This window comes from Dactylosporangium sp. NPDC000244 (assembly GCF_040300725.1).
GTDB lineage: Bacteria > Actinomycetota > Actinomycetes > Mycobacteriales > Micromonosporaceae > Dactylosporangium.
In genome coordinates this window covers 232,409-257,180 of record NZ_JBEPEH010000002.1, presented here as the reverse complement: position 1 = coordinate 257,180, position 24,772 = coordinate 232,409, and the positions used below count along the sequence as shown (strand labels likewise).

The 24,772-nt window shown below is 73.1% G+C and carries 25 protein-coding genes; 12 read left to right on the top strand and 13 right to left on the bottom strand.

Features of this window, described 5'->3' with window-relative positions:
• Positions 1–2 precede the first annotated feature (2 nt).
• From ABT369_RS03605 to ABT369_RS03550, 12 genes are all read left to right on the top strand, one after another.
• On the top strand, positions 3–962 hold the full coding sequence (locus tag ABT369_RS03605; protein WP_350610112.1) for a PrgI family protein: 960 nt from the start codon (positions 3–5) through the stop codon (positions 960–962).
• Positions 959–2,731 (top strand): VirB4 family type IV secretion system protein, encoded by a 1,773-nt coding sequence (locus tag ABT369_RS03600; RefSeq protein WP_350610111.1) that lies wholly within the window; start codon positions 959–961, stop codon positions 2,729–2,731. The genes ABT369_RS03605 and ABT369_RS03600 overlap by 4 nt, the downstream gene beginning before the upstream one ends.
• Before the next feature lie 200 nt (positions 2,732–2,931).
• Positions 2,932–4,164, top strand: a complete 1,233-nt coding sequence (locus ABT369_RS03595) for a hypothetical protein (protein ID WP_350610110.1) — start codon at positions 2,932–2,934, stop codon at positions 4,162–4,164.
• Positions 4,161–5,765, top strand: a complete 1,605-nt coding sequence (locus tag ABT369_RS03590; protein WP_350610109.1) for a type IV secretory system conjugative DNA transfer family protein — start codon at positions 4,161–4,163, stop codon at positions 5,763–5,765. Before ABT369_RS03595 ends, ABT369_RS03590 begins: the two co-directional genes overlap by 4 nt.
• An 8-nt stretch (positions 5,766–5,773) precedes the next feature.
• On the top strand, positions 5,774–6,652 hold the full coding sequence (locus ABT369_RS03585) for a replication-relaxation family protein (protein ID WP_350610323.1): 879 nt from the start codon (positions 5,774–5,776) through the stop codon (positions 6,650–6,652).
• The gene (locus ABT369_RS03580; RefSeq protein ID WP_350610108.1) at positions 6,640–7,680 is read left to right on the top strand and encodes a C40 family peptidase; all 1,041 of its coding nucleotides are present in this window, start codon (positions 6,640–6,642) and stop codon (positions 7,678–7,680) included. Before ABT369_RS03585 ends, ABT369_RS03580 begins: the two co-directional genes overlap by 13 nt.
• A 472-nt stretch (positions 7,681–8,152) precedes the next feature.
• The gene (locus ABT369_RS03575; RefSeq protein ID WP_350610107.1) at positions 8,153–9,409 is read left to right on the top strand and encodes a winged helix DNA-binding protein; all 1,257 of its coding nucleotides are present in this window, start codon (positions 8,153–8,155) and stop codon (positions 9,407–9,409) included.
• 356 nt (positions 9,410–9,765) lie between these two features.
• Positions 9,766–10,044, top strand: a complete 279-nt coding sequence (locus ABT369_RS03570) for a hypothetical protein (RefSeq protein ID WP_350610106.1) — start codon at positions 9,766–9,768, stop codon at positions 10,042–10,044.
• A 300-nt stretch (positions 10,045–10,344) separates the two neighbouring features.
• Positions 10,345–10,482 (top strand): hypothetical protein, encoded by a 138-nt coding sequence (locus ABT369_RS03565; protein WP_350610105.1) that lies wholly within the window; start codon positions 10,345–10,347, stop codon positions 10,480–10,482.
• Positions 10,483–10,765: 283 nt separating this feature from the next.
• Positions 10,766–11,287, top strand: coding sequence for a hypothetical protein (locus tag ABT369_RS03560; RefSeq protein ID WP_350610104.1), 522 nt, complete (start codon positions 10,766–10,768; stop codon positions 11,285–11,287).
• Positions 11,288–11,460: 173 nt separating this feature from the next.
• A complete protein-coding gene (locus tag ABT369_RS03555) occupies positions 11,461–11,835 on the top strand; it encodes a hypothetical protein (protein ID WP_350610103.1) in 375 nt (124 codons plus the stop codon).
• A 208-nt stretch (positions 11,836–12,043) separates the two neighbouring features.
• Positions 12,044–12,703, top strand: coding sequence for a hypothetical protein (locus ABT369_RS03550; protein WP_350610102.1), 660 nt, complete (start codon positions 12,044–12,046; stop codon positions 12,701–12,703).
• Positions 12,704–12,921: 218 nt separating this feature from the next.
• Here the strand turns inward: ABT369_RS03550 and ABT369_RS03545 are convergent, their stop codons facing one another.
• The 13 genes from ABT369_RS03545 to ABT369_RS03485 all read right to left on the bottom strand — a co-directional run bounded on the left by ABT369_RS03545 (position 12,922) and on the right by ABT369_RS03485 (position 24,721).
• Positions 12,922–13,779 carry a hypothetical protein gene (locus ABT369_RS03545; RefSeq protein WP_350610101.1) on the bottom strand — a complete coding sequence of 286 codons (858 nt, stop codon included), beginning with the start codon at positions 13,777–13,779 and terminating at the stop codon, positions 12,922–12,924.
• A complete protein-coding gene (locus tag ABT369_RS03540; protein WP_350610100.1) occupies positions 13,776–16,682 on the bottom strand; it encodes an AfsR/SARP family transcriptional regulator in 2,907 nt (968 codons plus the stop codon). The genes ABT369_RS03545 and ABT369_RS03540 overlap by 4 nt, the downstream gene beginning before the upstream one ends.
• 34 nt (positions 16,683–16,716) lie before the next feature.
• Positions 16,717–17,181, bottom strand: a complete 465-nt coding sequence (locus ABT369_RS03535) for a pilus assembly protein TadG-related protein (protein ID WP_350610099.1) — start codon at positions 17,179–17,181, stop codon at positions 16,717–16,719.
• Entirely contained in the window at positions 17,178–17,672 is a 495-nt protein-coding gene (locus ABT369_RS03530; protein WP_350610098.1) for a TadE/TadG family type IV pilus assembly protein, read from the bottom strand. Before ABT369_RS03530 ends, ABT369_RS03535 begins: the two co-directional genes overlap by 4 nt.
• Positions 17,669–18,094 (bottom strand): TadE family protein, encoded by a 426-nt coding sequence (locus tag ABT369_RS03525; RefSeq protein WP_350610322.1) that lies wholly within the window; start codon positions 18,092–18,094, stop codon positions 17,669–17,671. The genes ABT369_RS03530 and ABT369_RS03525 overlap by 4 nt, the downstream gene beginning before the upstream one ends.
• Positions 18,095–18,169: 75 nt before the next feature.
• Positions 18,170–18,361, bottom strand: a complete 192-nt coding sequence (locus ABT369_RS03520) for a hypothetical protein (RefSeq protein WP_350610097.1) — start codon at positions 18,359–18,361, stop codon at positions 18,170–18,172.
• A 90-nt stretch (positions 18,362–18,451) separates the two neighbouring features.
• Positions 18,452–19,348, bottom strand: coding sequence for a type II secretion system F family protein (locus ABT369_RS03515; protein WP_350610096.1), 897 nt, complete (start codon positions 19,346–19,348; stop codon positions 18,452–18,454).
• Entirely contained in the window at positions 19,345–20,247 is a 903-nt protein-coding gene (locus tag ABT369_RS03510) for a type II secretion system F family protein (protein WP_350610095.1), read from the bottom strand. Before ABT369_RS03510 ends, ABT369_RS03515 begins: the two co-directional genes overlap by 4 nt.
• Complete coding sequence (locus ABT369_RS03505) at positions 20,244–21,683, bottom strand: TadA family conjugal transfer-associated ATPase (protein WP_350610094.1); 1,440 nt, start codon at positions 21,681–21,683, stop codon at positions 20,244–20,246. The genes ABT369_RS03510 and ABT369_RS03505 overlap by 4 nt, the downstream gene beginning before the upstream one ends.
• On the bottom strand, positions 21,680–22,492 hold the full coding sequence (locus ABT369_RS03500; protein ID WP_350610093.1) for a hypothetical protein: 813 nt from the start codon (positions 22,490–22,492) through the stop codon (positions 21,680–21,682). The genes ABT369_RS03505 and ABT369_RS03500 overlap by 4 nt, the downstream gene beginning before the upstream one ends.
• Positions 22,493–22,494: 2 nt before the next feature.
• Positions 22,495–23,103, bottom strand: a complete 609-nt coding sequence (locus ABT369_RS03495) for an SAF domain-containing protein (RefSeq protein WP_350610092.1) — start codon at positions 23,101–23,103, stop codon at positions 22,495–22,497.
• Between the two features lie 149 nt (positions 23,104–23,252).
• The gene (locus tag ABT369_RS03490; RefSeq protein WP_350610091.1) at positions 23,253–24,179 is read right to left on the bottom strand and encodes a hypothetical protein; all 927 of its coding nucleotides are present in this window, start codon (positions 24,177–24,179) and stop codon (positions 23,253–23,255) included.
• Positions 24,173–24,721 (bottom strand): hypothetical protein, encoded by a 549-nt coding sequence (locus tag ABT369_RS03485; protein ID WP_350610090.1) that lies wholly within the window; start codon positions 24,719–24,721, stop codon positions 24,173–24,175. Before ABT369_RS03485 ends, ABT369_RS03490 begins: the two co-directional genes overlap by 7 nt.
• Positions 24,722–24,772 lie beyond the last annotated feature (51 nt).

Here is a 24,772-nt window from a genome sequence, read left to right as displayed (position 1 = left end):
GTATGCCCCGTCGTATCCCTGACGAGCCGCTGCGGGCGCGAGTACCCGCAGACGTGGAACGGCCTGACCGGATCGTGTTCGGTCTGACCCTGCGGCAGGTCGTCATTCTGGCCGTGACCGCGCTGATCCTCTACGCGGTGTGGACCGCCCTCGCCCCGGTCGTCGACCCGCTGTACTTCATCGCCGGGTCGATCCCGGTCGCTGGGGCGGCGTTCTTCCTCGCGGTCGGCCGGCGTGACGGGGTCAGCCTCGACGGCTGGCTCCTGGCCGCGATCCGGCACCGCCGCGCCCCGCACCGCTTCGTCCCGGCCGACGAGCCGATCCGCGCCGCCCCGCCCTGGGTCGCCACCACCGGCGCCCCCGGTGGCAAACTACCGCTCCCGGCGCCGCTGCGGCTGCCCGCGAAAGGCATCACCACAGAGGGGCTGATCGACCTCGGCCCGGACGGCACGACCGCCCTCGTGTCCGCCTCGACCGTGGCGTTCGGGCTGCGTTCGCCCGGCGAGCAGAACGGCCTGGTCGCCGGGTTCGCCCGCTGGTTGAACAGCCTCGCCGGGCCGACGCAGATCCTCGTGCGGGCGCAGCGCGTCGACCTGACCCACGTCGCCGACCGGATCGAGCACCGCGCCCCCGGGCTGCCACACCCGGCCCTCGAAGACGCGGCCCGCTCACACGTCGCGTTCCTCGATGACCTCGCCACCCAGCGCGAGCTGCTGCACCGGGAGGTGACCGTCGCCATGCGGGGACGGCGCGGCCCCGCCCACACGGCCCATCAGGCGCGGGAGGCGGTGCGGGCCCTGGCCGGGTGCGAGGTCGCCGCGACCGTCCTGGACGGCTACCACGCGCAGGCGGCACTCGCCGCCTGCCTCGACCCGGCCGCCCCCAGCTCCGGCTGGACGGCTGACGCCTCGGACCCGGCGGCCGAGCCGCCGGCGGACCCGGAAGACGGTGACCTCGCATGAACCTGCTCACCCCATTCCGCAGCCGCCGCCCTGCGGGCACAACGGCCGGAAGCCCCGGCGTGCTGCCGGGCAGCCCGGACGCCGTCGAGGTCGGCGGCCGGTCGGTCCGCGTCGGTGACGACTACTCCGCGACCCTGGCCGTGGTCGGCTATCCGGCCGAGGTCGGCGCCGGGTGGCTGGAGCCGATCCTGTCCTACCCGGACCGGGTCGACGTCGCCCTGCACATCGAGCCCGTCCCACCGGTCGTCGCCTCCGACCGGCTGCGCAAACAGCGCGGCCGACTTGAATCGTCGCGCCGGTCCGACGCCGACAAGGGCCGCCTCGACGACCCCGAGCTCGACGCCGCCGCGGCGGATGCCGCCGACCTCGCCGCCCGGGTCGCCCGGGGCGAGGCGCGGCTGTTCCGGCTCGGCCTGTACCTGACCGTCCACGGCGCCGATGCCGAAGATCTCGCCGATCGGCTGGCCGAGGTCCGTGGCCTGGCCTCGTCGCTGCTGCTCGACGTGGCCCCGGTGACCTGGCGGCAGTTGCAGGGCTGGATCACCAGCCTGCCCCTGGCCTACGACGCCCTCGGGATGCGCCGGGTCTTCGACAGCGACGCCCTGGCCGCGAGCTTCCCGTTCACCAGCCCGGATCTGCCGGTCACCGTCGGGGACACCGGCATGGGCGTGCTCTACGGGCTCAACCTGGCCTCGGCCGGGGTGGTGGTCTGGGACCGGTGGGCGCAGCCGAACTTCAACGCCGTCATCCTCGCCCGCTCCGGCGAGGGCAAGTCCTACCTGGCCAAACTCGACCTGCTCCGCAACCTGTACCTCGGGGTGGAGGCGTTCGTCATCGACCCCGAAGACGAATACCTCCGGCTCGCGGAGGCGGTCGGCGGGACGGTCATCCGGCCTGGCGCCGCCGGTGTGCGGATCAACCCGCTCGACCTGTCCGCCGCCGACGGCGACGATGCGTTGTTCCGGCGGACGCTGTTCATGCAGACGTTCGTCGCGGTCCTCACCGCAGGCGACAACCCGGCCGCCGTCCTTGACCCCTTGGAGGTGCCGGTCCTCGACGCGGCCGTGCTGGCCGCGTACCGGGCGAAGGGCATCACCACCGACCCGCGCACCTGGCGGCGCCCGCCGCCGCTGCTCGTCGACGTCGCCCAGGCCCTGACCGACATCGGGGAGGCCGGGCGGACCCTCGCCTCGCGGCTGCACCCGTACGTGGCCGGGTCGTTCGCCGGGCTGTTCGACGGCCCGACGACCACCGCCCCGGAGGGGCACCTGGTCGTCTACGCCATCAAGGACCTACCCGACGAGCTGAAGCCGGTCGGCACGCTGCTCACCCTCGACGCGATCTGGCGCAAGGTCGCCAACGCGGCCTCGCCGGACGTGCGGCGGATGGTGCTGGTCGATGAGGCGTGGCTGATGCTCCGCGCTGGGCTCGGCGCCAAGTTCCTGTTCCGTCTCGCCAAGTCCGCCCGCAAGTACGGGGCCGGGCTGACCGTCGTCACCCAGGACGCCGCCGACGTGCTCGGCACCGACATCGGCCGCGCTGTGGTGTCCAACGCGGCCACACAGGTGCTGCTGCGGCAGGCGCCGCAGGCGATCGACGCCGTCACCGAGGCGTTCGACCTTACCGACGGGGAGCGGGCGTTCCTGCTGTCCGCGGCCCGCGGTGACGCGCTCCTGGCCTGCGGCAACAGCCGGGTGGCCTTTCACAGCCTCGCGTCCGAGGTCGAACACCAGCTCATCGTCACCGGCCCGGCCGCCGGCCGCCGCTGACGAGCCTCGACCGAACCCGGATGGAGTTCCCCATGCGTCTGGACCTGACCCTCCTCGCCCCGTCGTCCCCGACCCCGGCCGTGCCGAGCCCGCCGCCCGCAGGTCCGCCGTCCAGCTGTGTCCCCGGACACGACGGTGTGCCCGGCTCAGTATTCGGGCACTTGATGTGTGGCACCTGGGCCGATGGCGCCCCGGCCACGGTGTCGCTGTTTGTCCGCGACCACTGGCCCGCGATGCTGGCCGGGCTCGTGCTGCTGATCGCGGCCCGGGTCGGCTGGACGTGGTGGCGGCGGCGGGTGTGGCGCCGCCACGCCGCCCGCGCCCGCTGGCTGGAGATCGTCCCGCCGGTCTCGGCCACGCCCGCCGCGACCGTGGGCCTGTGGCGGCTGCTCGCCACGGCGCTGCCCGTCTCGAGCGGCTGGTCGTGGCGCCCGCCCCGGCTGATTTGGGAGGTCCACGCCACCCCGCGCGGTATGCGGTGCGGGCTCTGGCTGCCGCCCGGCGTCAACCCGACCGCCGTGCTGCGGCTGCTGCAACGAGCCTGGCCCGGCGCCCGCGCCGAACAGACCAGCGCCCCCACCTTCGCGCCCGGTGCCCTGGTCGTTGCGGTCGCGGTGCGGACGACGCAACCGGAGTGGCTGCCCATCGTCGAGGGCGCCGCGCCGTCGCGGGGGCAGCGGTGGGACGCCGAGGCACCGCCGGAGGAGGACCGGCTCCGGGCCGTCTACGACGGGCTCGCCGCCGCCGGGCGCACCGGCGGAGGACTGCTGCAGGTCCACGTCACCCGTGCCCCCGCCTGCCGGGTCGCCGGGTTGCGACGCGCCACCATCAACCCCGAGCGGGCCCGCCGCCCCCGCACCGGGACATCGAGGGCGGCCGGCCTGCTCGCGGACGGGCTCCGGGCGCTGATCATCGGCGTGCTCAACGTGGTCACGCCCGGCCCGAGCCGCAAGCACCAGGCCAGCCGCTCCGATCCCTACCTGACCGAGCTGGCGAGGCAAGCGCGGGGCAAGCTGGCCGCCGCCCCGCACCTGCTCGTCGCGGTCCACGCCACCACGACGGGGCCGACCGTCGCGGCGGCGCGGGCCGCCGCCGCCGACATCACCTCCGGGTTCGGGCTGCTGTCGGCGCACTTCACCCGCCGCTGGCTGCGCCGAGCCCACACGGCCGCAACATGGCGGTGGGTGCCCGCGTCGCGGATGACCCTCGCCTCGGTCGAGGAGACCGCCGCCGTGGCCGGGCTGCCCGCCGAACCCTCTGCCCACGGGCTGCCCGCCGCCGCCTCCCGGCGCCGCCCGGCCAGCCGCGACGTGTTCACCGCCGGACCGGCCCCGGTCACGCCCCGGCCGAGCCGCCGCCCGGCACCCGCCCCCGCGACGGGGCCAGCCGACCCGGACGAGACGGACCCGCCGGTCGTGTGGAGCGCGCCGTGACGGCCACCCGCAACGCCGCGAGCTCCGCCCTGCCGAACGGCCGCGAGCAGCGGCGGCTCAACCTCGTCCCACCGGCGCAACGGCACGGCCTCGGCGGCAAAGTCATCGGCGTAGCCAACGCCGGCCCCGCCGTCCGAGTCGGCATCTCCCTGCAAGACTGCCGCCACCACCTGCACGTCTGCGGCCCGACCGGCACCGGCAAGACGTCGCTGCTGCTGCGGATGATCCTCGATGACGTCGAGGCCGGGCGTGGGGTCGCCGCGTTCGACCCGGCCAAAGGCGACCTCATCCGCGACCTCCTCGACGTGCTGCCGAGCGGCTGCGGGGACCGGCTGGTCATCGTGGACCCGGACGAGCGGGCCGCCCCGCCGGCGATCAACCTGCTCGACCCGCAGGTGCACGGCGGGACCGCGCACGACGTGGCCGCCGCCGTCACCTCCGTCATGTCGAAGGTGTGGGCCCGCTGGTGGGGCCACCGCACCGCCGACATCTGCTATCACGCCCTGCTCACCCTCGCCCACCTGCCCGGCTCAACCCTGGCGCAGCTCCCGCGGCTGCTGTCCGATCCGAAGTGGCGGGCCGGACGGGTCCGGGCTGTGGTCGGCAGCCTGGGCGCGTGGGAGGGCAACACCCTTGGCGAGTTCTGGGAAGGCTTCGACGGCCTGCCCGCCGGGCAACGCGCCGGGCTCGTCGCGCCGCTGCTGTCCCGGCTCCGTCTCGTCCTGGCCCACCCCCTCGCCTCCGGCCTGTTCGGCGTGCCGTCCACGACGTTCCGGTTCGCCGATGTCCTCGACGGCGGCGTGCTCCTCGCCCGGCTGCCGAAAGGCATCATCGGTGAGGACGGCACCCGCCTGATCGGGTCGCTCCTGCTCGCCGGGCTGTGGCAGGCCACGGCCGCCCGCGCCCGCATCCCCGAGGCCGACCGCCGCGACGCGATGGTCGTGCTGGACGAGTGTCACAACTTCCTGCACCTGCCGATCGGCATCGACGACGCCCTCGCCGAGGCCCGCGGCCTGCACACCTCGTTCGTCCTGGCCCACCAGTACCTGGGCCAGCTGTCCGGGGAGATGGCCGAGGCGATCGACGCCAACGCCAGAAACAAGGTGTACTTCGCACTCGCCCCGCGCGATGCCGTCGACCAGGCCCACCACGTCCGCCCCTACCTCGACCACGGCGACCTGATGCGCCTCGGCGGCTTTGAGGTGGTCCTCCGTCCGGTGGCCGGCGGCCGGGTCGCTCCGCCGGTCACCGCGGACACCATCGCCCCACCCAAGCCGATCCGAGGCCGAGCCGCCGAGCTGCGCCGCCTCGCCCGGCGGCACACCGGCCTGCCGATCGCCGAACGCCGCGGACTGCTCGGCGACGCGGCCACCACACCGGTCGAGGCGGAGCCCGACGCCGACGCCGGCCGCGGTGGCGAGACCCCGTTGGTCGGCCGCAACACCTTCGCTGTTCACGGCGCGAGCTCACTAGAGGGTTCTAACGAGCGGTCCAACGAGGGTTCCAACGACCGCGAACACGCGGCTGAACCCTCGCCCATGAACGCGTCATCCCTGCTGGCCGATGACGGTGAGGAGGACTGGTGGACCGGAACCGACTGATAAGAACTATCACTCCCACCAGTGGTCAAGCTGCCAGCAGCTCCCGCCTCACGGCGTCCGTCGTCGCCGCCGAACTCGCCAGGCTCACCCCACGAGACCGGCTCCTCCTCGACCTCCTGGATCAGCACCAGACGTTCTCCACCGAGCAACTCGTCACCCTCGCGTTCGGTTCCGTCGGTCGTGCCCGCAACCGGCTCAACACCCTTTACGGGCGTGACATCCTCGACCGGTTCCGGCTGTTCCACCGACCTGGTTCGCAGTCCTGGCGGTGGACCCTCGGCCCGGTCGGCGCGGCCATCGTCGCGGCCGGGCGAGGCGACGCGATGCCCCGCCCGGCCGCCGTCCGCGACACCACGGCCCGGCTGGCGATGTCGCCGAGGTTGAACCACCTCCTTGCCACGAACGGGTTTTTCGTCGCGCTGACCGGACACGCCCGCGCCACCACCGAGGCGGGGTCCGGGGTGCGGTTGGCGCGGTGGTGGAACGAGCAACGCTGCCGGGACGCGACCGGCAACCTCGTGCGCCCGGACGGGCACGGCGTGTGGGTCACCGGCGGGCGGGCGGTGCCGTTCTGGCTGGAGATGGACCTTGGCACCGAGGCGTTGCAGCGGGTCGCGGGCAAGCTGACCGGGTACGCCGCCCTCGGCCCCCGCCGCGCCTACCCCGTGTTGTTCTGGCTACCGACCGCCGCCCGCGAGGCCAACCTCCACGCGCTGTGGTCCCGCACCGGGATACCGGACGGGGTGGCCATTGCGACCGGCGCCGACGACTACGCCGCCGCCAACGGTGGCCCTGCTGGGCCGGTGTGGCGCCGACCCGGCGACCCGGCCCGGGTCACCCTGGCCGACCTCCCGGGCACCAGGGACGGTGCGGCATGGGACGCCTGATCTCAGCGACGCTCAGCGCGGTGCTCGTCCTGCTCGTGGTCATCATCGCCGCTGCTACCGGCGCGGTGGTGGCGCTGTTCGGCGCCGGTGGAGCCGGTGCCGCCTCCGGATGCCGCGCCACCGTGACCACCCCCGGCGCGGCCCCCGCCGGGCTCACCGCCGAACAGGCGGGCAACGCCGCCGTCATCATCGCGGTCGGTCAACGCCTCGGCGTGCCGCCGCGCGGCTGGGTGATCGCCATCGCGACCGCCCTGCAAGAGTCTGACCTGGTCAACCTCGGGCACCTCGGCGACAGCAACGACACCGACTCGTTGGGCCTGTTCCAGCAGCGCCCGTCGCAGGGGTGGGGCACCCCGGAACAGATCATGCAACCGGACTACGCCGCGACGAAGTTCTACCAGCGGCTCAACCAGGTACCCCGGTGGGAGACCCTGCCACTCACTGACGCCGCACAGGCGGTGCAACGGTCGGCCTACGGTGAGGCGTACGCCAAACACGAGGCGCGTGCCGCCGCCATCGTCGCCGGATACACCGGTGGCGTCGTGTGCGACGGAGGCGACGGACTCCCCCCGGACGTCGCGGCATCGCTGCCGGAGAGGTTCACGCTCCCGCCCGACACGCCGCCGCCGGTGGTGGTCGCGATCGGGTGGGCACTGGCACAGCTCGGCACCCCGTACACGTTCGGCGGTGACTGCACCGCCGCCCACTCCGGGATACCCCAGCGACAGTGCGACTGTTCCTCGCTCATGCAACAGGCGTACCGGGCCGCCGGGATCGTCATCCCGCGCACCACGCACGATCAGGTCCACGCGGGCACCCTCGTATCCGGCGCCGACTCGCTCCGACCCGGTGACCTGATTCTGATTCCCGGAAGCGGGGGCACCCGCACCGACCCCGGTCACGTCGGTATGTTCATTGGGTCCGGGCTGATTGTGCAGGCGCCGAAAACCGGCGACTTCGTGAAGATCAGCAAACTCTCCGGATGGGTTTCTCAGATAGCGGCAATACGACGCATCGTGCCGAGCTGAATAGAGATTTCCGAGGCAATTGAGGTGCGCGGAGTGGCGATTCACCGCGATTGCCGATGAAGTGATATTCGTCACTGTTCTAGCCCATGTTTGCCCCGATATCCGTGCCCGGCCATCGGCCGGGCACGAGGTCCTTTCCGGCCCGGAACGACCCATCCGCACAACGGCCGTACGGCGTGCCGATCACCACGCCCACACCGACCAACCGTTGCCCGCGAAACGCCCGCCAGCGTCGCGTACAGCCCCGGCAATTGCTATGGCGTTAATACCCGCACCCCGTCAACGAGGCGTGTGATGGGCCGGGAACGGGTTCCCGGAAAGAGTCATGAACCACGGGGTTGACATTCGTTGGGTGAAGAGGGTCCATGGACGTGGGCAGCAACAAACGCCCCGGCGGCACCGCACCAAACAAATGCGCGACACGCATTCGCGGGACCGTCATTCCATTCATTCCGTACGGAGGTATATCGCCATGTCCGCGCCCACCGCCGAACAGACCACCACCGCCGCCGACACCGTCGCCCGCGTGCTGGCCGACCACCCGGACGGCATCACCGTGAAAGACCTCGCCACCGCCGCCGGGATCGGCGCCTCCACCGCCAGCAAGGCCCTGACCGCGATGGAAGCCGACGGCACCGCCACCCGCACCACCGGCCCCGCCAACGGCAACCGCAAGCCCGCCGACCTGTGGCACCCCGCGACCAGCGACACCACCTCCAACACCCCGGCCGACGACACCACCACCGAGGAGGCCAGCATGCCCACCACCGACACGACCACCACCGACGACGCCACGACCGACGACGCCACGACCGACGACGCCACGACCGACGACGCCACGACCGACGACGCCACGGCGACCGACAACGGCACGACCGACGACGCGACCGAGGACACCACGGCGACGGACACCACGGCGACCGGCGACGACGCGACCGGCGACGCTGCCTCGGGCGTGCCGGTCGGCGCCGACCAGCCGACCGCCGACACCCCGGCCCCGGCCGCGCCGCGCAAAAAGGACCTGCGGGTGCTGCTCATGGCCGGGGTGCTCGGTGATCACCCGGACGGCGTGAGCGCCGCCGAGGCCATCGCCGAAAGCGGCCTCGCCATCGGGGTCGGCGACACCATCCTGATCGCGATGGAGGCCGTTGGCGTGGCCGAGCGCCAGGCCGACGACGACGGGCACGAGACCTGGTTCCTGCTGGCGGACGGCGACCTCGACGCCGTGGACCCGGCCAACGCCCCGACCCACGTCACGTGCCACGCCTGCGGGCACGCCAGCCCGATCCGGCGCGCGTACAACCCCGGCCCGGTGCGCCGCACGCCCGCCCTGCGCTCCGCGCCCACCGGCCGCACCACGGTCGAGATCAACAGCGACGGGTCCGCGCGGCTGGGCAAGAACGAACTGCGCACCATGGTGGAGGCGTTCATGCGCACCCTCGGCCCCGGCCACCGGGTCACCCCCGGCCACGTCGGCCGCGAGCTCGGCCGCAGCCCCGGCGCGGTGAACAACGCCATGGAAAAGATGCCCGAGGTGGTCACCCGGGTCAACGACGCGCCCGTCATGTTCGAGACCCTGCCCAACCTCCCGGCCCCGTCCGCCGCCGTCGCGGCCCACATGACGCCCCCGGTCGTGGCCACCCCGGCGGCAACCACCGACACGGCCACCGACGCCCCGGCCGACGAGACCCCGGCCGCCGCCGCGCCCACGGTGCCCGCCACCGCGTGACCCCCTCCGGCGGCGCGTGTGCGCCCACAACCGACAACCGACACCGGAGGTACACCGTGACCACCACACCACCCAACCGCCCCCACCGACCCGGCCCCGCCCGGACACCCACGACCGATCCGGCCGCCGCCGACCCGGCCGCCATCGGCGCGCCCGCCGCCGGTGGCTTGGCCTGCCCCGAATGCCGGGAACCGGCCCGCGCGGTGCCGCCGACTGATTGGCCCCTCGCCGGGTGGGCATCCCGCCCCCGACACTCGCACCACGACGGCACCCCGTTGTGCCCCGTGCCCGACCACCCCGGCGGATCCCGACCGGCCGAACCGATCGCCGTGCACGGGCGCACGGCACCCGACCCCGTGTCCCCTAACGCCGCCGACCCGGGCACCGGCCCGCCGGTGCCGGTGCCGGTACCGGCACCGGCGCCCGAGGTCGTCTACCTGGTCGCGGGCGGTGACATGGTCGCCGTGTTCGCCGACAAGACGTCAGCCGACATCCAGAACCACGTGATGATCGGGGCCAACCTCGACACCACGCGGTCACGGCTCACCTGGGCGCGTTGGGTCGAGGTCCGTGCCGAGCTGCGCACCCGACACCCCGAGGTCGAGATCACCGACGTGAGCGGCGGTCCGTCGTGACCTCGCCCGGCGACGCCTCGGCGGAAGCCTTCCGCCGACCGTCCGCACCGTGCCGCCACACCGGCTGACCCTCGTTCCGCACCGTGTCCGGTCGCGCCCGATGAGGCCGACGAAGGCACGTCGCGGCTCCTGACCCCGCCGGCATCGGCGGAAGCCTCCGGCCGCCTCGATCGGCTCCACCGGCTGCCTTGATCGGCCGGTGGGGGTCGGAAACATTGTTCGTGACGGCGACGCCGGGACCGCAAACCCCCGGCGTTGCCGCCCCACCCCACGCCGTCTCACCGAAAGGACACGCCAGCCATGGCACACACAACCACGCCCACCCGCAACGGGCGGGCGCCCCACGCGTCCACGATGCCGCCCGGCCTGCCCGGACCCGGTACCCCAGCCACCAGCGCGACCCTGCACACCGCCGCGTCCGACGGGGCGGGGGTCTGACATGCGCCGATTCCTGCCCCGTTCGTGGGGACGACGCCACCAGGGCACGCGCCACCAGGGCACGCACCGCCCGGACGCGGTCGGCGTGGCCACGGCCGACCGCCGCCCCCCGGCGTCCCTGGTCCCGGCCCCGTCGCGTCCGCCGCAGTCCAGCGGTCCCCAGCGCCCGTCTGGCGGGTCACCGGGCCGGACGGTTCCCGGCGCACCCGCACAGCCCGCGTCGTCCGCCACGGCGACGCCCGCGCCTCCACTACCGCCCGGGACGCGCACCGTCCCGCCAGCCGTGGAGATCGCCAGCACGACGGGCGTCGACATCATGCGCCTCGTGGACGAGCTGTGCGTGGCCTACGCCAAAGTTCAGGTGGCGCAGACGATGGCCGAGTACACGGCCGACCTGGAGGCGCGGGCCAAGCACCTCGGGGTCGCGAAGTATTGGAGCAACGCCGGGCGCGCGCTGCATCGCACGATCAGCGAGACGCTCGACGATGCGCTCACGGCAGAGGCGGCGGTGGAGTCCTTCCTGCCGGTGCAGCCGATGCCGTCCGGCGAGGTCGCGTTCCGTGCCCGTGACGAACGTGACCGGCCCGTCGTCGTCCGGCTCAGCGCTGTGCAGGCCCTCGCGGTCGGCTCGCACCTCACCGCATACGCGGCGATCGGTCTCGACCGTACCGGCGGCAAAGCCGCCGACGTGCTGCCACCAATCGCCACCGCAGCACCGTTCATCCCACCGAAGTTCATTCCCGCGCCTGGCCCGGCCCCGGCGGCGCACGCACGCGGCGCCGCGACCCGACCGGCCACCCGCTAGCCCGCACACGGGCGGGCCGGGACGTCGACCCCGGCCCGCCCGCGCCGCCGCACCTCGACCACCGGAGGACAACCGATGCCCACGATCACCGCACCCGACAACATCCTCGACCACCGACACCACCTCGGCACCGCCGGCGCCCTGGCCGAGGCCCGCGGAGACGGAGCCTCGTCATGACGCCCGGATACACCCACATGAAGGCCGTCCGCAGCGTCGGACCGGTCTGCGGCGCGGACGACGGACCGCTGACCCGCATCACCGAGGATCCGCACTGTGTCACCTGCCCGGACTGCCCGGACCTCGCCGAGATCGAGGCCATGCCCGACGATGCCACCAGCGGCGGCCCGGAGATCATCAACGTCTTGCGCGCGGCCCGGTCCGGGCAGTGGCGCAAGGTCGACGGAGTCGTGCTGGACATGAGCACGGCGAACGTGATCCTCACCGTGTACGAGGCGGCCGGTGAGGCCGGACGAGCCAAACTCGTCGCGCTGCCGATTGCGAAGATGGCGGCCGTGTGCTGGCGCATCGTGGGCCAGCACTCGACCTGACACATGCCGACGGTGGCCGGTGGGACACACCCGAGGGTGCGCGCAAACCCCGACCGGCCACCTCACCCGCCCCGAAGCCACCCACGGCGCACACACGAAACCGCTTCATCCCCGGGCCGGTACCGCGATGGTACCGGCCCGCTCGATGTCCAGAGGCGGACCCGCACGGCCGGCATTGGCAGAGACCTCGGAACGAGGTTCAGGGAGAATGACCATCGTGGCTCGACGCAGGTTCGGCCGACGCGTCGCGTTGGACCGGGACGGAGTGGCAACGTACACGGGTGCGGCGCGCAGCACCGTCAACCACTGGCACCGCCACCGGCACACCACCGGCTTCCCGGCCGCCTTCACCGACGAGACAGGCCGGGAATGGTTCTGGCTCGACGACGTCCGAACCTTCCACACCGCGCACCGCGCCGCGAAACTCGCCGTGCTGACCGAGATCGACCGCAGCGGAGACCCCTGGGAACTCGTCGGCTCCGGCACCGCCGCGAAGATCATGCGCTACAGCTCATACCGCAACCTGCCCGACGAACTGCTCGACTGCCCCGACGCCACCGAGGAACTCCCCAGCGGACGGGTGCGGCGCCGCTGGCACCGGCGCACCGTGTGGGCCATCGCCGACGCCCGCACCGGCCGCCAGTCCACCGGCCGCACCCCCGGCACCACCACCGGCCCCCGCAAAGCACACCCCTACGCCGACGATCCGCGCCTCGCCACAGCCATCGCCCTCCTCGACGCGGCTCGCGCCGAAGGCCGCGACAGCAGGGGCCTCGGCGTGGAACTGGCGACCCGACTCGGAGTCACCGAGCGCACCGCGCAGCGCCTTCTCGCCGTCGCCCGTGAGGTGGACCCGATAGCCGGGTGATGCCTCCGGCCGTGCCCGCAGGCCGGACGCGACGACGCGGGTACCCGAGGTTTGGGTGTACGGTGAGCGACGTCGGTCGCTGCCCCGCACACGCGGGGATGAGCCCAAGAACCGCGCGCGACCCTCGCACTTGAGAGCCACTGCCCCGCGTCAGCGGGGATGACGATCGACACGGAGCGCCGGTCTGCTGACCGGCGCTCCCGCTCCGGCTGCTGCCGTCACCTCATATACGCCTTCGGCCGCGACCCGTTGGTGGACAGGGCTTCCGCCTTCATGACGGCGAGTAGCTCAGAGACACGGGTGTTGCGGATGGCGGTGCCGTTGCGGCGTAGTCGTTGGGCGAGGGCGTCGCGGCTGACCGTCATGCCTTCGTCTAGCAGCTCGTCGCGGGCTGCTCGGGCGGCCGGCAGTAGCGGCACAAGGTCGGACGCGAGGTCGGGGCGGTCCTCCGGCTCGCTGTCCTCGGTGTCGGTCTCGTCCTCACCAGGGTCCTCGTCGCGGTCCTGGTCCTCGTCATCGGGACCAGCGTGCGCAGGCGCATCGTCGGGCGCTGCCTCGCTGGTCGGCCGGGTATCTGGAGCGGTGGCAACGGCCGAGAGTGGCGTCTGCGGGTGTCGCACCGTCTCGACCGTCGGGCTTGCCGTGGGCGCCTCCGCGACCGGGGCGATGGGCGGCGCGGCGTCGAGGTGCTCTCGGATCTGGCTGGCCACGTCGAACAACGAGACCGACAGGATGACGATGAGCCCGTCAACGCTGACGGGCAGCAGATACGGCACTTCGCCGTGCTCATAGCGGCCGACGACGCCCACCATGTGCCAATAGCTCGTCCATGCGGCGATGCCAGCGATCGAGGCGGTGGCGACGATCCGCAGCCCGGCCCGGATCATGCTGCGGATCGGGACGCGCATCATGACCTCGATCGCGACGAACAGCGCGAGGGGCGACCACCCGGCAACGCCCTGTGCGATCAGGTCATGCTCGGCGTGCAGGATGTTCGTCGCCATGCTGATCAGCAGCGCGAAGGCGAGCGCGGCCCGCAGGATCCACTGCATCCGGCGCAGCCGGGCCAGGGTCATGACCGCACTCCAGCCACGATCGGACGGAGTTGTCGTTCAGCGAGGCTGCGGGTGGCTTCGGACGGTTCGGCGTCGCCGAGTTCGGCGAGCTGGGCCTCCAGTTGGCGCAGGGTGCGCCGGACGGCGTCGGGCCGGTGCTGGCGGCCGTGGATGCGCATGACGCGTTGGTAGAGCTCCTCGTTGACCGGATCGTATCGGAGGGCTGTTTCGAGGGCGGCTACGGCGGCGTCGGGCTGGTCGGTCTCGAGGAGTTCGGCGATGCGGGCGTAGACGCCGAGGATCTGGTGGCGGTGGGTGGTGGCGTAGTCGGTGACCCAGGCTCGGTCCTGGCCTTCGGCGAAGTCCGCGGCGTAGAGGTCCGCGGCTTCGCGGAGCGCGGCGAGGGCGGTGGTGTCATCGGTGGCGATGTTGGCACGCCCGATGGCGCCGAGCATCCGCCACAGGTCGACCTCGATGGTGTCGGGATCGAGCCGGTACCGGGTGGCGGCGGGGTCGTAGACGATGAACTTCGCCTCCGTGCTGCCGGTCGCGGTCCGCAGGACACGGCGGGCGGTGGAGATGTCGGTACGGACACGTTTGACGGCGGCGTCGGGGTTGGTGTCGGGGTGCAGGTCGGCGGCGATTTGGCGCAGGGTGCGGCCGTGTGGGTGCGCGGCGAGCAGCGCGAGGGCGGCGTAGGAGCCGCTGCGCATGCCGGTGGTGATCGGCCCGGCGTCGGTGGTGACGGTGACCGCGCCGAGGACGGTCAGCCGGACCAGGGCCGGAGCGTCACCGCTCGGGGCGGGCAGGTCGGGCACCACCACGGCGAGGGCCGGTGCCGTCTCCTCCGCGGAGGTCTCGTCGGGGTGGCCGGCGTCGCGCGTCTCGTCGCTGGGTTCGGGCCGCTCGTCGGGGTCGGTGCCGGGCTCTGGCCGGGCGGCGGTCTCGGCGATCATGTCGAGGAATTGGGCGAGGTCGGTGGCGGTGAGGGTGGCGAACCGGCCTCGGTCGGGCAGGGTTCCGTCAGCGGCGATGGTGAGGGCGGTGAGGGTGTCGGCGTCGCCGAGGATGACCGGGTGCAGGTGCAGGGCGGTGCGGTGCGCGCCGATCGCCGCGACTCGGCCAGCGTGGCGGGGGTCGCTGTCGATGAGCAGGACGTACGGGGGTTGGTGCTCGATGTGGTCGTCGCGGTCGTTGAGGTCGGCGATCGAGGGCGCGTCGATGGCGTCGAGGAGCCGCCGCCGGCTGATCATCTCTTCTTCGGCGTGGGTGACGGCGGCGGCGGTGTCGGCCAGGAGGAGGAGCCGTTCGCCGTCGAAGGTGATCCCGTGTGGGTCGAGGCCGGTCGGGTCGGTGCCGTCCGGGAGCAGCCGGGCGAGGGTGTCTGGTGTGGTCACCACGATGGGCCGGAGGGCTGGGGTGTCGGAGACCCCGGTGGCGAGGGCGCTGGCGAGGATGGTCCGTGCGGTGGCTTCGGCGCCCGGCCCGTGCAGGGCCACGCCGGGGCCGGGCAGGTCGAACAGGCTTACTTCGACGCCTCCGGCGTCAACGCCAACCGGGGCGTCGAGGACCGGTAGCGCGGGCCGGGCCGTCGGCAGGGGTTGCTCGTCGGTCAGCTCTGACTCGGGGTCGGGTTCGAGGTCGCGGCGGCCGGCGGCGTCGGCGAGGGCCAGCCCCGCCGGGACGGGCGGCCGGGTCGGGCCGGTGCTCACCGGGATAGGGCTGCCGAGGCGGGCGTGGCGGCGGCGGTGCATGCGCAGCAGCCCGGCGACGGCGGCGATCGTGGCCGCGAGGCCGAGACTGATCCAGCCCTGCGACGGGAGGGTGACCCCGGTCTGCCGGCTGTCGCCCGGGGCGGCGGCCTCGCCGGTGCCGGTGGCCTCGACCGTGGGGGCCGCGCTGGCGGGCGTGTTCGACACGGCGGGGCTCAGGCTGGCCGCCGGGCTCGGCGTGCTCGCGGCGCTCGGGCTGGCCGCGGGGCTCGCCGTGCTCGTGGTGCTGGGGCTGGCAGTGGTGGGTGGGCCGGGATCGGCAGCGCCCGGCGCCGGTTCGGCGGACTCGGCGGGTTCGACGGGTTGGGTCGAGGGGGCAGCCGCGGCGGGGTCGCGGGCGGGAAGGGCGAGGACCCAGCCGACGTGGATCTCGTCGGGGTCGCTGAGGGCGTACCCGTTGGCTTGGTGCTGGCCTCGGTTGAGGACGTAGATCTCCCGCCAACGGTGCGGGTCGCCGAGGTCGGCCTTGGCGATGTCCCACAGGTTGTCCCCGGCCACGACGTGGTGCACCCCGCCCGGCGCGTCGCTGGCCCACGCCGGTACGGCACCGGCCGCGCCGCTGGTGGTGGTCACTGTGAGGGTGGGGATCGAGGTCGCGGCTGATGCCAGTGCGGGCGAGGTCTGGGCGGTCACGGTGAGGGTGGGGGCCGTCATGTCGGCGGCGGGGGCAATCGTGACGGCGGGGCGGCGCGCGGCAGCATCCGCAGCGGCGGCGCTCGGCGGCGGTGCCCCGGCGAGGCCGCGCATCGAGTCCAGCAGCACCGCGCCGGCGATGGCGCCGACGAGGACGGCGGCGACCCACCGGATCGGGCTCCGGCCCCGAGCCGGGCGGCGGTCGCGGTCACGGTGGGACGGTGCGGCGGACGCGTCCAGGACCTCGACGAGCACGTCACGGCAGAACAGCAGCCACAGCGCCCAGCCGACGGTAGCGAGCAGGGCGAGGATCTTGTCGTCGGACCAGGGGGTGGTGAGCGCGGTGGCGAGGTCATCGAGGCTGGGCACGGTGGCGGCGTGGGACCAGCCGATCCAGTCGAGGGGCCAGCCGATGCACTGGACGAGGAGCCATGGCACGCCGACGAGGAACCCGGCCAGGAGCACGAGCGCGGCCAGGGCGCGCAGCAGCCGGCCGCCGGTGGCGAGGACTCGCAACATCTCGGGCGCTCCGTTTCGGGTGGTCGTTGCCGTGTTAGGGGTTCGGTGCGGTGACGCCTTGCACGGCGGTCGCCGTGGCGGTGGCCGACACGTGCAGCTGCTCGACGCCGACGAGCTGGAGGAGCTGGGTGTTGCTGGTGCGGCGGACGGTCACCGTGACGGTCGTGGTGGTCGCGGTCGCGTCGCCTTCAGCTCCGGCAGCGGTCAGCCAGGCGCGGGCGGCGCCGGCGGCTCGGGCCGGGTCGAGGACCGCGATGTTCGTGGTGCGGTACTGGACCAGGTCGAGTTGCTGGGCTCCGGCCCGCGCCGCGGCCTGCGCGACGTCGAGGGCCTGCACCTTCGCCGCCAGCGCGAGGCCACCGTCGAGGACGAGCCCGGCCACGCCCAGCAACGCCACCATGAGGACCGTGACGAACGCGGTCACCTTCCCGGAATCGTCACCGCCGGTGCGCCGCCGGACCCACGCCGCGACAAGGCCCGCCGCTGGTCGGCGGGTCATGAGGCTGGTCCGGGCATCGTCGCGGCGCGGCCGACCGCGACACCGCGCCACTGGTCGATGGGTGAGGTCGCGGTCGCGGTGACCACCCGGCTGCCGGGCACACCGAGGAGGACCAGATCCGCGAGGGGCACTCGGCAGGACACGGACACGGTGACCGCGCCGCCTGGGCGCAGCCCGCCGGTCGTGACGGTGACGGTGGCGTCGGAGCAGGTCAGTCCGCGTGCGGCGAGGGTGTCCCGGGCTGTCTGTTCGGCCTGGATGCGGGCGGCGGATTCGGTGCGGGCGATGGAGCCGGTTCGGGCCGCGCTGCTGGCGGCGGCGTCCACGTCGAGCTGTACGGAGGCGAGCCGCCCGCACAGCACGACGAACAGCAGCAGACCGACCACGAGCGGCGTGAGCAGGGTGACCTCGACGGTGCTGGACCCGGCATCGCCGGTCGCGGCGACACGTCTCCACCGCGCTGCCAGTCGGGTCCGGACCGTGCGGCTCATGGTGATCCTCCTGCCGTTGTCAGGTCTTGCGGTACGAAGCGTTCGACGGGCCGCACGACGACCGCCCGGACACTCCACTGCACGCCGGGGACGACGGTCGCGGCGGTGCCGGTCACCTCGACCCGGACCTCGGTGGCGGTGCGAGTGACCGAGACCGCCGGCGACTTGAGCACGCCGCTGCCGATCGCGGCGAGCGTCTGCGCTCCGGCGGCCTGGCCGGCGGCGGCGGAGCCCTGGTAGGCGGCGGCGGTACTCGCCGCGCGGGTCGCGGCGGCCTGCGCTACATGGGTCGCGTGCATCCACACCCCGGCCTGGATGACGAACATGATCATCAGCAGGAGGAGAGGCGTGGCGATGGCCAGCTCGGCGGTGGCCGCGCCCGCGTCGGGGCGGGTGGCCGCGCGTCTCCACCGGGCGCGCAGCCACCCTGCCGTACCGACCGCCGACGGGGGACGGCGACCGGTACGGCGGACTCTGAGGATATCGAGACCCACCGGTCAACCCAGGTCGAGGGAGTTGGCCTTGTCGACCAGCTTCAGGCCGATGATCGCGATGACGGCGAGCGCGATCGTGATCAGGACGGCGGTGACGACTACGGACTCGGTGGTGTAGCCGCCGTCCTTGGTGTCGCGGACGAGCTGCCAGCGGTGCCGCAGCTCGGCGGTGAGGTAGCTCAGCAGTGCGGACATGGATTGTGCCTCCTTCGGGGTCATTGCGCGACAGCGGCGCCGGGGTGGCGCCGTGCGATCGGGGGGCGGTGTGCCCCGGGGTCGAGGTGGTCATAGGCCGCTCAGCACGGCGGCAACGGCGGGGTACCCGAGGAAGATCAGGAACCCGGCGAAGAGCGCGACGATGGGTAGGGCCATGCGTTCGGTCGCGGCGTTGGCGTCGCCCTCGGCGTCGGTGAGTTGCCGCTCTCGCAGCGCCACGGCCCGTGACCGGAGCGAGGCACGGACCCGGGCGCCCTCGGTGCCGGCCAGGCCGACGCTGGCGGCGAGCTGCTGCAACTCCGGTATCGCGACGCGGCGGCCGAGGACGGCGAGGATGTCCCAGGGCGGTACCCGGGCGAGCCGTGCCTCGGCGAGGGCGTACCGGATCTCGGTGTAGGCGGGGCCGGTGCCGATCTGGGCGGCCTCGTCGAGGGCCTGGTCGACGCCGGCGCCGGACGCGAGGCTGATGACCACGAGGTCCAGGAACGACGACAGGGCGTCCCGGAACGCCGCCCGGTGCTTGGCCGCGTCGGTGCGGACCGAGAACTCGGGGGCGAGGAACCCGGCCGCCCCGAGGACCAGCGACGCGACCACCGGCACCACGAGGCCGGTACCGATACCCCCGAAGGCGAGCATCGTTGCGGCGACCGGCGGCAGCAGCACCCCGGCCAGGGCGGCGGTGGCTTGTTCGGCGAGGTGCACATCGGCGGGCTTGTCGATGGTGGCGAGGTCACGACGCGTCGAGGCGATGGGTAGTCCCGCGTGGCGCAGCCACCGCACCGCCGGACGACCCCACCGGGCGGTCCAACCGGAGACCGGTTCGGTGGCCTCATCGACGAGCGCGATTAGGCCGGACGGTGCGTCGAAGACTTTGTCGAGGCGTGGCGGCCGGGGGAACCAGCCGATGAGGATCAACCACAGGCCCAGGCCGGTGCCGACCCCGGTGAACAGCACGAGCCCGGTCATGACGGCATCACCTGCCGGTCGGCCGGGGTGTCGGCGGCAGCGGCGAGGACTCTGCTGGTGTCCGTGTCGCGCATGAGCCGGGCCAGCCAGAAGAACGCGAGCCCGAAACATCCGCCGACGCCGACCAGGAGGACGAGCTGCCCGGTCGCGGTGTCGAACGGGGCGAGAAAGCCCCCGTTGAGCAGCGTCAGCACGACGGCCATGGCGAGGGTCGCGCCGACCACGACCCGCACGGAGGTGCGGTTGCGTTTGCGGCTGGCGGCAACCCGCTGCCGGGATGCGACCTTCGCCCGCGCCGCGGTGGCCAGCTCGCCCAGCACCTCGCCGAGCTGCCCGGCGCTGCCCTTGGCGGCCATGATGAGGCCGATCACGACGAGGTCGGCGGTCGGGTCGGCCAGTTCGGCGGCGAAGCCGCGCAAGGCGTCCTGGAGCCGCCAGCCGCGTTGCAGCCGTAGCGCCAGCCGGGATACCTCGTCGCGGATCGGTTCGGGTGACTCGATCGCGCTGGCCCCGATCGCCTGCTCCAGCCCGGCCGCGCCGGACAGGTTGTCGCGCAGGGCCTCGGTCCAGGTGGCGATGGCTTCGATCCGGGCGACCCGGCGGGAGTGGCCCCGGTCCGGGCCGAGCAGGTCCGGCAGGACCCACACGGCCGCGCCGGACAGCAGCGCCGCGACCGGCCACCGGGTCACTACGGCCACCACGACACCGACCGCAGCGCACACGGCCAGCCGCCGCCGGTCCACCGGCTGGCGACCGGCGGTCAGCCTCGACCACCACGACGCCTCGGCATCGAGTCCCGCCGGCCGATCCTCCCGCCCGGTCAGCCCGATGGTGACCAGGACCAGCCCCAGCGCCGTTCCCAGCCCCAGCAGCGCCGCCAGGGGCACCGTCAACGTCATGCCGCTCGCCTCCTGCCCGTCTGCGTGCTCGGGCCGGTGGTGTTCCACCAGCCCTCTCGTCGCTGCAACAGCGCCGGGTCGAACCCGTGGAAGGCGAGCCGGTCCAGCAACCCGGTAGAGGGCGGCGCCCCGGGGACCGCGCGCCCGTCCGGGCCGGGCCGGAAGATCTCGTTGGAGGTCACCTGCAGCCCGTCGGCGTCCACGACCTCCCGGACGCTGGTGACGAACCGGCGGCCGGTCTCGGTGAGCCGCAGCTGGACCACCAGGTGCAGCCCTTCGGCGATGTGCAGGTTGGTGGTGGCCGGGTCGAGGCGTTCGGGGGCCGCGGCGGCGTAGAGGACGAGTTTGCGGAACACGCCGGCAGACGACGAGGCGTGGATGGTCGACATGGAGCCGTCGTTGCCTTGGCTCATGGCGTTGAGCAGTGGCACCACCTCGTGCCCGCGGACCTCGCCAACGAACACCCGGGAGGGCACCATCCGCAGCGCGTTGCGGAACAACGCGGCCATGTCGACCTCGCCCTCGCCTTCCACGTTGGCGTCGCGGGCCTGCATGGCAACGACGTTCGGGTGCGCGGTTTCGTCGCGGTCGAAGCCGAGCTCGTACGTGTCCTCGATCGTGACCAGGCGCTCCCAGGCGGGGATGGCCGAGGCCAGCCCGCGCAGGAACGTGGTCTTCCCGGCGCCGGTCGGGCCGCCCACCACCGTGTTGAGCCGGGCGCGTATTGCGGCGGCGAACAGTTCGGCGAGGGCGGTGTCGATCGCGCCGAGCTCGATCAGTTCGGGCAGGGTCATCGTCAGGTATCGGTGCCGTCGGATCGACAGCGACGGCCGCCGGACCACATCGAGCACGGCGTTCAACCGGCTGCCGTCGGCGAGCTGGAGGTTCAGCAGCGGCGCGGCCCGGTCCCACCGGCGCTCGTCATTGCCGGTCCGGGCTGCCAGCATCCGGATCAGGTCCACCATCTCCGGGTCGGAGTCCGCGATCGGATCGACCTGCTCGATCGTGCCGTCGGCGAACCGGACGAAGACCTGATCACAGCCGTTGGCGACGATCTCCTCCACGTCCGGGTTGCTCAGCCACGGCTGCAACCCGCCCGCCCCCAACAGCGCGTCAGCGACGGTCCGCGCCACCCGGGACTCGACGTGCGGGTGCAGCGGCGGGCGTCCGGCCTGCATCTCCGCTGTCGCGTAGGCGTCCAGGGCCTCGCTGATCAGCCGGCGGGTCAACGCCTCCCGTTCCTCGGCGGGCATCGGCGTGGTGTTGGCGGCTTCGTGGGCGCGGTTGGCGCGGGTCAGCCGTTCGGCAACCTCCCGGCGGATCTGGCGAAGCACAGCCGCGTCGAGGTTGGGCTCCGCCGCTGCGGGCTGCCCGGGGTAGCGGCGGCCGTTCACCGGCGCGACGACGGCCGGTGACGGACCGAACGGTGCGCTCATCCGGCCGTCTCCGCTCTCGCGCCCGCGGCCTCGTCATGCGGCGCGGTCACCAGCAGCGGCGCCAGCTCCCCGGCAACGCCCTGCAACGCCCGCAGCAACGGCAGCCGCTGCCAGCGCCGTCCCGCGACGAGACCACCAGACAGCAGCGCCGCTGCCTGCCGGTCCTCCGGTAGCGGGCCGAGCACCGTCACGTCGGCATCCGGCGCCATCAGCTCCTCGGCCAGATGCCGGCCGAGCACCTCGGCGACATCGGCCTCGCCGTAGAGCCCGCCATGGCCGAGGAGCACCACCAGGCGGCCGGTCACCACGTCCAACAGCTCGGCCAGGTGCTCCCGGACGTGGGCCAACCCGTCAGCGGTCGCCCGCACCTGCACCGCCACCACATCGGCGAGGGCCAGGACCGGCCGTGCCGGGGACGACACCTCGAACCGGCCGCAGTCAGCCACCACCAGGCGGCCCGGCGGGCTGAGCACGAGCTGGCCGGCGCGGGTCAGTTCCGGCAGTGCCGCCCGGCTCTGCGCCCCACCCGGCGGTGCCACCACCACCGGCGCGACCCGGTCACCGAGCGCCAGTTCCTGCGTCACAGCCTCGTACACGGCAGGGTCGCCGCCGGTGCCCCGGGCGGCCGAGGCGAGATCGACCAGGCTCGGCTTCGCGGCCAACCCGTGCCGCAGCATCAGGTCACCACCCGCCGGGTCGCACTCCACCAGCACCACCCGCGCCCAGGTGTCGGCGACCGCGGCCAGGCCGAGGGCGGCCGTGGTCACTCCCGGTGCGCCCTTCACCGAACACATCGCCAGCAAAGGCATCGTCAGCTCCCCTCCGGCGCGGTCTGCATCAGCACCACGCCGCCCGCCGGAGCCGCCGCCAACCGGCCACCGTCGGCCGCGTCGAGCAGCAACGTGACCACCGTCGCGCCCTGCCCATCACCAGCCAGGTCCACGGCGAGGACGACCGCCTCCAACCGCGCCGGCGTCGACGAGGCCGGGGCGGAGCTGCCCGCCGGTGCCGGTTGCGCATCGACCCCGGACGGAGGCGTCACGTACACCGACACCCGCGCCCCGGGCCCGAGACCCTGCGGGTACTGGCCGGGTTTCACCGCCACCGACGCGGTCACCTTGCCCGTCGGGGGAAACGCCGCATCCCCGACCACCGCCGGGGTCAACAACGTCCCGGGCAGCAACGGCACCACCGCCGTGCGGCCGACCACCTGCGCGACCTGCGCCGCCGGGATCAGCTGGACACTGCCGTCCTGCGCGGCCGACACCGGCCGCAGGTCAGCCGCCGCGAACGCCTGCCCCGCAGCCACCGCACGAGCCACCGCCAGCACCTGGACCCGGTCGCCCAACGCCACCGCCCCGTAGGCGTACGCCAGGACGCACACGATCACCAGCAGCCCGCCGAGCGCGACGAACGGCATCCGGCGACGGCGGCGAACTGCCCGCCACGGCCCTCGCCCGGCACGCGGCTGCGCCGCCCTCGGGCGATCTTCAGTACCTGTTTTTGGGCGCACGGCACCCACCGACATGACTATCTCCCCCATGGATGGCGCCGCTGTGGCGCTGGACGTCAGTTCGTGACGACGGCCTGCGACTCCTGCACCGTCACCGGTACGCTCGCCGTCGTCGTCAGCCCCGGCACCGTGCCGGACTCCCCGGCCCCGGCCCAGGTCACCTCCCACGTCACCGTCACCGTCACCGTGAACACGCCACCCGGCGCGCTCGCCGACGAGCGGGTGTAGGTATAGGAGCAGTCAGGCGAAGGCCGCGCTGGATCCATGCCCAGGGTCCACGCGGTGCCCGGACCGGCGCACACCTTCGTCGCGCCGTTGCCCATCGCCCACGACGCGCGAACCGGCCGGGCCGTAGCGGTCACTGACACGCCGGGCACCGAGGCGGTGGCAGACTTCGCCGCCCACGACGACGGGTCCATAGACAACCAGGTCGGCAGATTCGGCAACTGCTTACCCGGAGGATTCAGCTCGATGATCACCTTCGGCAGGTCCAGCCGCGCCCGCGCCTGACGAGCCAACACCGCAGGCGAGATCACCGGCGGCGCCCCAGCGATCCACACCGGCCCACCAAACCCCTCCGTGGCACCGGACGCATCGTTGTAGCAGGTGCGCTGATACCAGCCACCCTCACCCGAGGGCTGCCCACCCAACGCGTCGATGACCGCCTGCGACAGGTCAGCCGGTTTGTAGTAGCAGCCATCACCCCCGGCCCACGACCCGTCACGTTGACACGGAATTTCCACGCCTCGGGGGTCACGGCATTTCCCGTCGCCGCCCCCACCGCCCTTATTGGTGTTGCCGGCGTTGGTGTTGCCGGAGTTTCCCTTCGTACCGGCGTTGACATCACAACCCGGATTTGTGGAGCCTTCCGGGCACTGCACGCTGCCGGTGGCATCCCCAGCAGAGACTGGCCCCGGTACCGCCGCGATGGCGGCAACCGTGAGCACCGCAACCAGCACAAGGCGTCGGAACATGGTCAGCATGTCGCCGCCCCTTCGAGGACGAAGGAGGAGACCGTCCACGAGCCATCTGTCCGCGTCACGGTTGCGGTGGTGCGATGCTTGCCGCCGGGCTTGTCGTCCCACAACTCACCCGACGCCTTGTACTCCAGCCAATTCGTGGAATCGACGCAATCGAGGATCGTGGCCTCAGTGGGTGCCTCCGACGGCTTCAGCTCCGTCACCTTCGGGTCCAGCATCAGCGCTCCCTTGGAGACCTTCCCTTGATCCCGATTCGTGTAGAGCGAACTGACGATGAGCTTCAACGCGTTGCCCGAGGCATATTTGCGCAGGTCTGGGGCATCCGCATCGGATGTCTTGCCCGCCTCGACGAACGCCGCCCACATACCGCGGTACGCGACCAAAGCGTCGCGCCCGGCCGCAGCGCTCGGCGCGAGTGACGCCGAGGGCATCAACGACGACGGAGCGCTCGCGGACGGCTTACCCTCAGGCGTGCCCGAGCCGCAGGCGGCCAATACCAACGTCAGGACTCCTGCGAGCCCAACCACCCCCGTGTGCCGGTTCACGTGTCCGCCTCCTCTGTCGGCCATCAACCGCGCGCCGCATCCATCGAGCAG

Coding starts and splice junctions, on each gene's coding strand:
- ABT369_RS03605 (WP_350610112.1), top strand. CDS start 3: ATGCCCCGTCGTATCCCTGACGAGCCGCTGCGGGCGCGAGTACCCGCA.
- ABT369_RS03600 (WP_350610111.1), top strand. CDS start 959: ATGAACCTGCTCACCCCATTCCGCAGCCGCCGCCCTGCGGGCACAACG.
- ABT369_RS03580 (WP_350610108.1), top strand. CDS start 6,640: ATGGGACGCCTGATCTCAGCGACGCTCAGCGCGGTGCTCGTCCTGCTC.
- ABT369_RS03575 (WP_350610107.1), top strand. CDS start 8,153: ATGTCCGCGCCCACCGCCGAACAGACCACCACCGCCGCCGACACCGTC.
- ABT369_RS03565 (WP_350610105.1), top strand. CDS start 10,345: ATGGCACACACAACCACGCCCACCCGCAACGGGCGGGCGCCCCACGCG.
- ABT369_RS03555 (WP_350610103.1), top strand. CDS start 11,461: ATGACGCCCGGATACACCCACATGAAGGCCGTCCGCAGCGTCGGACCG.
- ABT369_RS03550 (WP_350610102.1), top strand. CDS start 12,044: ATGACCATCGTGGCTCGACGCAGGTTCGGCCGACGCGTCGCGTTGGAC.
- ABT369_RS03545 (WP_350610101.1), bottom strand. CDS start 13,779: ATGACCCTGGCCCGGCTGCGCCGGATGCAGTGGATCCTGCGGGCCGCG.
- ABT369_RS03540 (WP_350610100.1), bottom strand. CDS start 16,682: ATGTTGCGAGTCCTCGCCACCGGCGGCCGGCTGCTGCGCGCCCTGGCC.
- ABT369_RS03535 (WP_350610099.1), bottom strand. CDS start 17,181: ATGACCCGCCGACCAGCGGCGGGCCTTGTCGCGGCGTGGGTCCGGCGG.
- ABT369_RS03530 (WP_350610098.1), bottom strand. CDS start 17,672: ATGAGCCGCACGGTCCGGACCCGACTGGCAGCGCGGTGGAGACGTGTC.
- ABT369_RS03520 (WP_350610097.1), bottom strand. CDS start 18,361: ATGTCCGCACTGCTGAGCTACCTCACCGCCGAGCTGCGGCACCGCTGG.
- ABT369_RS03515 (WP_350610096.1), bottom strand. CDS start 19,348: ATGACCGGGCTCGTGCTGTTCACCGGGGTCGGCACCGGCCTGGGCCTG.
- ABT369_RS03510 (WP_350610095.1), bottom strand. CDS start 20,247: ATGACGTTGACGGTGCCCCTGGCGGCGCTGCTGGGGCTGGGAACGGCG.
- ABT369_RS03505 (WP_350610094.1), bottom strand. CDS start 21,683: ATGAGCGCACCGTTCGGTCCGTCACCGGCCGTCGTCGCGCCGGTGAAC.
- ABT369_RS03500 (WP_350610093.1), bottom strand. CDS start 22,492: ATGCCTTTGCTGGCGATGTGTTCGGTGAAGGGCGCACCGGGAGTGACC.
- ABT369_RS03495 (WP_350610092.1), bottom strand. CDS start 23,103: ATGCCGTTCGTCGCGCTCGGCGGGCTGCTGGTGATCGTGTGCGTCCTG.
- ABT369_RS03490 (WP_350610091.1), bottom strand. CDS start 24,179: ATGCTGACCATGTTCCGACGCCTTGTGCTGGTTGCGGTGCTCACGGTT.